This window comes from Thauera phenylacetica B4P (assembly GCF_000310225.1).
GTDB lineage: Bacteria > Pseudomonadota > Gammaproteobacteria > Burkholderiales > Rhodocyclaceae > Thauera > Thauera phenylacetica.
This window is the reverse complement of record NZ_AMXF01000035.1, coordinates 22,593-29,077: the sequence shown is the minus strand read 5'-3', so window position 1 is coordinate 29,077 and position 6,485 is coordinate 22,593. Positions and strand designations below refer to the sequence as shown.

General features: G+C 65.2%; 6 protein-coding genes and 1 pseudogene. All 7 read right to left on the bottom strand.

The annotated features are described in order from the left end of the window. A pseudogene (locus C667_RS07305) lies at positions 1-614 on the bottom strand (flagellar hook-length control protein FliK); the annotation flags it as partial. 46 nt (positions 615-660) lie between these two features. Next, the gene (locus C667_RS07300; RefSeq protein ID WP_004359575.1) at positions 661-1,005 is read right to left on the bottom strand and encodes a flagellar protein FliT; all 345 of its coding nucleotides are present in this window, start codon (positions 1,003-1,005) and stop codon (positions 661-663) included. A gap of 21 nt (positions 1,006-1,026) precedes the next feature. After that, positions 1,027-1,440, bottom strand: a complete 414-nt coding sequence (gene fliS / locus C667_RS07295) for a flagellar export chaperone FliS (RefSeq protein WP_004359572.1) — start codon at positions 1,438-1,440, stop codon at positions 1,027-1,029. Between the two features lie 30 nt (positions 1,441-1,470). Continuing rightward, a complete protein-coding gene (fliD, locus tag C667_RS07290; protein ID WP_004359570.1) occupies positions 1,471-2,901 on the bottom strand; it encodes a flagellar filament capping protein FliD in 1,431 nt (476 codons plus the stop codon). 40 nt (positions 2,902-2,941) lie between these two features. After that, the gene (locus tag C667_RS07285) at positions 2,942-3,352 is read right to left on the bottom strand and encodes a flagellar protein FlaG (RefSeq protein WP_004359567.1); all 411 of its coding nucleotides are present in this window, start codon (positions 3,350-3,352) and stop codon (positions 2,942-2,944) included. Between the two features lie 80 nt (positions 3,353-3,432). Continuing rightward, positions 3,433-4,926 (bottom strand): flagellin N-terminal helical domain-containing protein, encoded by a 1,494-nt coding sequence (locus C667_RS07280; protein ID WP_039920955.1) that lies wholly within the window; start codon positions 4,924-4,926, stop codon positions 3,433-3,435. Between the two features lie 586 nt (positions 4,927-5,512). Continuing rightward, positions 5,513-6,355, bottom strand: coding sequence for an Rpn family recombination-promoting nuclease/putative transposase (locus C667_RS07275; protein WP_004359563.1), 843 nt, complete (start codon positions 6,353-6,355; stop codon positions 5,513-5,515). Positions 6,356-6,485 lie beyond the last annotated feature (130 nt).

Below are 6,485 nucleotides of genomic sequence, written 5' to 3'. Positions count from 1 at the left end.
GGCTGGCCGGCGCCCGCGCCCGGGGCCGACTGCTGCCCCTGCGGCTCGCGCAGCAGCGCGGCGGTGTCGAGCTTGCCGAGCACCCACTGCGTCTGGTGCGATTCGTAGAACAGCCCGCTCTGGCCGAGCGCCTGGCGCAGCAGGGGCACAAGCGGCGTGGCGCTGGTCGGCGGCGCGTTCAGCAGCGGTTGGTTGCCCGCCAGGCTGGCCGGCTGCGGCGTGGGCTGGCCGGTGAGCAGGAAGCTGATCAGCCGCCCGGTCTGGCTCAGTGCGGGCTGCGCCGAGGCGGTGTTGGCTGCGGCCGTCTCCGCGCCGACGATGCGTGCGAACACCGCGCGCGGCGTCACCTGAGAGACTTCCAGTTCCAGCGTGTCGCCCGACTTGGCAGCGGTGTTGAGCGACAGCGTCATCTGCTGCCCGGCCACCAGCGCGCGGAAGGTGCCGTCGGGCAGGGTGCGCTGCAGGGTGGCGAAGAAGCGCTGGCCGGGGACGAGCTCGGGGAGCTGGGCCTGGATTTCGCGCGCGCGCTGCAGGCCGGCGACCGGCGGTTCGGTGTTGAAGAAGCTGGCTTCGTTGATCAGGCGCAGGCGGGCGGCGAGGTCGGCGGGGATCATCGCGGGGGCTCCTGCGTGGCCGGCGTTCGATCAGCCCGCGCGCGGGTCAGGGCGCGAGCGCGCCGTAGGCGTTGCGCACCGCGCGTTCCTGGCGGCCGCCGGCGAGCAGCTTGCGCACGCTGGCGAGAAAAGGGTCGGCGTGGGTGCGGATCTCGGCGTCGAGCGCAAGCAGGCGCTCGATGCCGGCGCGCAGGGATTCGGCCTCGGCGGCGGGGAGGGTGGCCAGGGTGGCAGCGTCCGCCGCCGCATCGGCGCTGGCGCGGGCTGTGTCGCGTAGCTCGGCTGCCTCGCGCTCCAGGGCCGACAGGCGGTCCCAGTCGTTGGCGCGCGCAGCCTCGGCCATGGCTTCATAGCGGGCGAGCAGGGCGTCGAGCGTGGCGGGCGTGAGCATGGCGCGGAGATGCTCCGGAGGTCAGGCCGCGGCGGTCTTCACCTGCCCGGCAATGCCAGCCCAGGCCTCGCGCAGCGAGGCGAGCAGGCCGCTGACTTCGTCGAGCGCGGGCTGGCTGTTGTGCAGGTTGGCATAGAGCAGGCGCTCGCTCATGTAGTCGTAGAGCGCGGCCAGGCGCTCGGCGAGTTCGCCGCCGGCGTTCATGTCGAGGCTCACCTTGAGGCCGTTGATGATGATCTCGATCGCCTTGGAGATTGCCATCCCCTTGCCTGGGATGTCCTTGTTCTGCATCGCGAAGCCGGCGGTGCGCACCTGTAGCAGCGCGCCGTCGAACAGCATCAGGATGAGCTTGTGGGGGTCGGCAGTGTTGACGCCGGTCTCGACGCTCACCTTGGCGTAGGCGGCGGCGCGGTTTTGCTGGAATCCACCGAACATGCTGGGGGGTCTCCGTTGGATCTCTATCGTTTAAGCGAAGCCCGGCAAGCTGGCGAGCTGCTGGGTGAGGTAGTTGCCGGTCTGGGTCATGCTGGCGATCGTCGAGTCGAGCGCGGTGAATTGCGCCTGATAGCGCTTCTGCACGCTTTCCAGCCTCGCCTCGAAGGCCTCGCGCTGCTTGCCGATCAGCTTGATCGAGCTGTTGATGCCCTCGGTGCGCCCGGCGAGCAGGCCGCCGGTGTCGATGAAGTTCTTCAGCCCGTCGGACACTGTCGCGGCCAGGCCCTGGGTGTCGCCGCTGCCGGCGAAAAAGGCGGCCACACCGCGATTGGGGTCCTTGAGCGCAGCGTCGAGCTTGCTGCCGTCCACCGTCAGCTTGCCGTCCTTGTCGAAGGTGACGCCGATGTCGGCGAGCCGCGTGGTGTCGCCCAGCCCGGACAAGGCGCCGCCTACCAGATTGCGCACCTGGCTCTGGATGCTGCGCGCGGTCGAGTCGCCGGTCAGGGTCGATGCGGCCTTGGTCTCGGCGTTGTAGGCGGTGAGGTTCTTCAGCGTGGTCTGGGTGTCGTTGTAGGCCTTGACGAAGGCATCGATCGCGCTGCGCGCGCCGGCAAAGTCCTCGCTCACCGCCAGGCTGGCCGCCTTGTCGGACTCCTTGGTCAGCGTCAGCGTGACGCCCTCGATCGCGCCGCTCACGGTGTTGCTGCCGCGGGTCACGACGATGCCGTCGATGTTCACCCGCGCGTCCTGCGAGGATTGCAGGCGGTAGACCGGGTCGCTGGAGGTGCCGGCGTCCGCGCCCGGCGTGTAGTTCAGGCCCACCGTGCCGCCGATGCTGAAGGCCTGGTCGGCGCCGGTGTTCTTGCTGGTGAGGACGAGCTGCTTGGCGGTGCCGTTGTCGATGACGCTGGCGCTGACGCCCAGGTCGCCCTTGTTGATCGCGTCGCGCAGGTCTTCGATGCTGCTGCCGGTGAACTCCAGCGTCTTCGCCGAACCCGCGCCCGGGGTGAAGCTGCCATCCACGGTCTCGCCCGCCTCGAACGCACCATCGACCATCTTGCCGAAGCGGATCTCGAGCGTCTGGGGGGCGCCGACGGCGCCGTCCACCGGGTCGAAGCTGGTGGTGGCGCTGGTGGCGACGCGCTGCGTCCTGGCGAGCTGCTCGACCTGGATCGCATAGTTGCCCACCGCCGCGCCGCTCGCGGTGCTGGCGGTGAAGCCGGCGTCGCTGCCCACCGTCGCCTTGGTGGCGGAAAATTTTGCCGCGTCCTTCAGCGCGTTGGCCGCGGTCTGCAGCGCGGACAGGCTGCCCTTGATCTGCCCGAAGGCCGACAGCTTGGCCTGGAAGCTGGCTTCCTTCCTGGCCATCGCGGTGAGCGGCTGGCGCTCGACCGCCATCAGTTGCGAGACCAGGCTGTTGATGTCGAGCCCGGAGCCCAGTCCCGATGCGCTCAATGCCATGATCTGCTCCTCTATCGGATTACGAATGCCCGGGCGGTGCTCAGGCCTTCTGCTGGATCAGCACGCCCTTGAGCTTGTCGATCGCCTTGGAGATCGCCAGCACCTCCTCGGACGGCATCTGGCGGATGACCTCGTCGGTCTGGGCGTCGACCACCTTGACGATGGTGCGACCGGTGTCGTCGTCGATCGAGAAAAGCAGATTTTGTGCCACCGGCTCGATCGCCTTGCGCACGTCCTCGACGGCCTGCAGCAGGGTCTCGCGGTCGGGCTCGGCGGCCTGGTTTCCGGCCTTCTCCGGGCGCTGGGTGGAGCGCAGCTCATTGACCGCCGCGGCCTCCGGCGGGGTGTCGCTGGCGCCGGCGCGCTGCGGGGTCACCGCCTGCTGGCCGGCCATGCGCGCGAATTGCGCGTCCATCGCGGCGCCGGACGAGGGGATGTTCTGGATGCTCATGATTCTTCGCCTCCTTCATGGGGCAACGGCGCGAAGCTCCGTGGGAGCTCCGCGCCGGATGCTGGTCAGATCAGCCTAGTTTAACCGCGGAGCAGCGACAGCACGCCCTGCGGCAGCGAGTTCGCCTGCGCCAGCATCGCGGTACCGGCCTGCTGGAGGATCTGGCCGCGGGTGAGGTTGGCGGTTTCGGAGGCGAAGTCGGCGTCGACGATGCGGCCGCGGGATGCGGAAATGTTCTCTGCTGATGTTTGCAGGTTTGCAATAGTTGAAGTAACGCGGTTTTGGATGGCGCCAAGTTTCGCACGCTCCGAGTTCACCCGACTTAGAGCAGCGTCAATCACATCAATCGCGCTATTAGCTCCGGGTCGAGTGCTAATGTCGACACCGCTCAACATTGATTCTGCCGAGCTCACATTCGTCGCATTGAAGAGGCCTCCTGTGGCTCCGCTGCTTACACCAAATGCACCATCTGACTTTAGGCGAAGCGTTGCGCCAACGGTGCTCGAGTCGTTGTTTGCCTCTTCCAGAGTCGCCGCACTGCCGGCAGTGCTTCCAGTGAAATAATCTACGCCAGTCAGCTTGATTGTTTGGTTGCCAGTGGTTGACGTGTTTGCAAAATTAGCAATCTTAATGTCGTAGCCGTCTTCGCTCTTAAGAGTCAATGCGCCGTTTGCATGCTCTGCTGTAATTCCAGTCGATGAAGATTGATTGTTGATTGCATCTGCTAAGGCTGTTAGGTCCGAGGTGCTTGCAACCGAAGCTGTAATGGAAACGGCAGAGCTATTCTTTCCGGTCAGGTCAAAGGTGATTGTGCCTGCAGCGCTCAGATCGGATAGTTTCGCCGCCGTCTTAGCTTCCGCGGTAACGCCTGTGACGCCGCTCTGGTCGTTGATCTGTGCTGCGATTGCCTGCCCGGTCGACCCAACAACAACGTTTATCTGAGTTCCTTGCCCGCGAGGGCCGCTAATCGTGAGGTCTTCTGTAGCAGCGACTGTGTTGGTAGGCGCAGTGGCGGCCGCGGTTACGGCTTGATTGAGTGTTCCGGTCCCAGTCAGTGTGTAGTTGCCAAGCGCGGTTGTTTTTGCATTTCCAATTGAAACAGAAAGAGTTTGGTTTGCGTTCGCTCCCACTTGAAACTGCTTTGATTGAAACGAGCCGTCGATCAAGTTCTGACCGTTAAACTGAGTGGTTCCGGCTACACGATCAATTTCTGACTTTAGCTGTATGACTTCCTGCTGCAGGGCCGCGCGATCACTTGCCGAGTTGGTGTCGTTTGCGGATTGAATGGATAGTTCACGCAATCTCTGGAGGTTATTTCCGATCTCTGCCATTGCTCCTTCGGCCGTTTGGCTGAGGGAGATCGCGTCGTTCGCGTTACGTACGGCTTGGTTCAGGCCACGAACTTGCGACTGCATACGATCCGAGATCGACAGTCCGGCGGCGTCGTCCTTTGCGCTGTTGATGCGCAGGCCTGAAGAGAGCCGCTGCAGCGAGGTGGCGAGCGAGCCTTGGGAAGCGTTGAGGTTCCGCTGCGCATTCAGCGAGGCAACGTTGGTGTTGATCGTCTGGGCCATGATGTTTCTCCTGGAAGGTCAGGTGGGTCATACACCCGTGGTTCGCGTCGTTCGCCGTTGCGGGTGCGGAGCGTTCTGCATTGCTCTTGCTTGCTGTAACGGTGCAGTGGACGAAGTCTTGAGGAATTTTTTTCACCGCGCCGCGCGCCCTTGGGCGCGTGCTTGCATCTACGGCGCGGGGGCGGGGGACTTGAGGGGGCGGGATGCCGCCGCGGTGAGGAGGCTCCTGTAGGAGCGGCGGCAGCCGCGAACGGGGCGTGGGGGGTGTGCCGACGGTGGTTGCCTGGGGCTCGGCCGGATTCGCGCCTGCCGGCGCTCCTACAGGAGCCGTCGCGAGGTTGGGGACAGACCACGTTTTCTCCTCACCTGAAACGCTACGACCGCCGGCGGGAGGGCCGAGGGTCAGGTCTTTCATTTGCTCATCGCCTTCCTCGACGCCTTTGTCTCTCTGAATGTGGTGGCGCATGGCTGTGCTGCCTTGATCTCGTGAGAAATCGGGGACAGACCACGATTTCCAGTCCCCAGAAACGTGACGACCGCCGGCAGGGGCGCGCGGCGGTCGTGGTGGGGTGAGGCTCAGCAGGCGTCAGTGATCGGCCGGTGGCGGGCCGAGGACATCGACGAGGCTGGCGGCGTCGAGGACGGCGTCGGTCCAGTCTGCGAGCGCTTGTTCGGTGGCGGCGTTCAGGCGAGTCTCGGCCCAGGAGGGGAGTGGGCCGAAGCGTCGGCTGAGCAGGCGTGTGAGCACGCCGATCTCGCCTTCGAGACGGCCTTCGATGCGGCCGGCGGCGAGGTAGCCTTCAGCCCATTGCTCAATGCGTTGCGACAACATGATGCGCAGCTCCTGCAAGTCATCCAGTTCGGGGAGGAGGATGGGGTATTTGCGGTTCCGGATCAAGGCGGTGCGGATCCAGATGGCGACGATGCGGCGCACGGCGGCGTATTCGTCGGAACGGGTGGCGGCCTCGAGTTCGATGACAAGCACTTGGACTGCCTCGGGGGTCTGAGGTTGCTCGAGCTTGAAGATGGCGGCGACGAGGTTCTGCGGTAGCCGGGCCAGCGTCTCGGCGGGGATGGCGCCTTCGTCGATGAGCAGGTAGCGCATCTGCGCTTGCAGTGGGGCGAGAAAGGCGGGCGGCTTGGGTAGGAGTTCCGCGAGCGAGACGGGGGCGTGCCAGCGGCGTTCGCCGTTGTAAAGCACGATGGGCAGGTAGAGGTAGAGCCACTCCTCGCCGGATTTGACGCGCCAGACGACATCATCGGCACGGTCGCGCAGGTCTTCGCTGACGTAGTGTCCCTTGACGGGTTCGAGGGTGGAGAAGTCGAGTTTCTGCAGCCAGGGATCGTCGATGAAACCCTGGATGAGGTCGCGGACGATGAGCGGGTTGGAGAAGAGGAGTTTGTAGCCGGCGTCGTGGGAGGTGGGCATGGGGGAAGATGCGGATTATGCGAATGACGTTGTCTGCTCGCATCTTCATCTGCTTGGCATGTTCTGGCAAGGTGCGCCGGCGCCCGCTGCGTCGTGTCCCTGAAGCGCCAAGGCCGCCAGCGGTGTTAGG

Bases quoted from the DNA above. Each gene is read 5' to 3' on its own strand.
- C667_RS07300 (WP_004359575.1), bottom strand. From the start codon at position 1,005: ATGCTCACGCCCGCCACGCTCGACGCCCTGCTCGCCCGCTATGAAGCC.
- fliS (WP_004359572.1), bottom strand. From the start codon at position 1,440: ATGTTCGGTGGATTCCAGCAAAACCGCGCCGCCGCCTACGCCAAGGTG.
- fliD (WP_004359570.1), bottom strand. From the start codon at position 2,901: ATGGCATTGAGCGCATCGGGACTGGGCTCCGGGCTCGACATCAACAGC.
- C667_RS07285 (WP_004359567.1), bottom strand. From the start codon at position 3,352: ATGAGCATCCAGAACATCCCCTCGTCCGGCGCCGCGATGGACGCGCAA.
- C667_RS07280 (WP_039920955.1), bottom strand. From the start codon at position 4,926: ATGGCCCAGACGATCAACACCAACGTTGCCTCGCTGAATGCGCAGCGG.
- C667_RS07275 (WP_004359563.1), bottom strand. From the start codon at position 6,355: ATGCCCACCTCCCACGACGCCGGCTACAAACTCCTCTTCTCCAACCCG.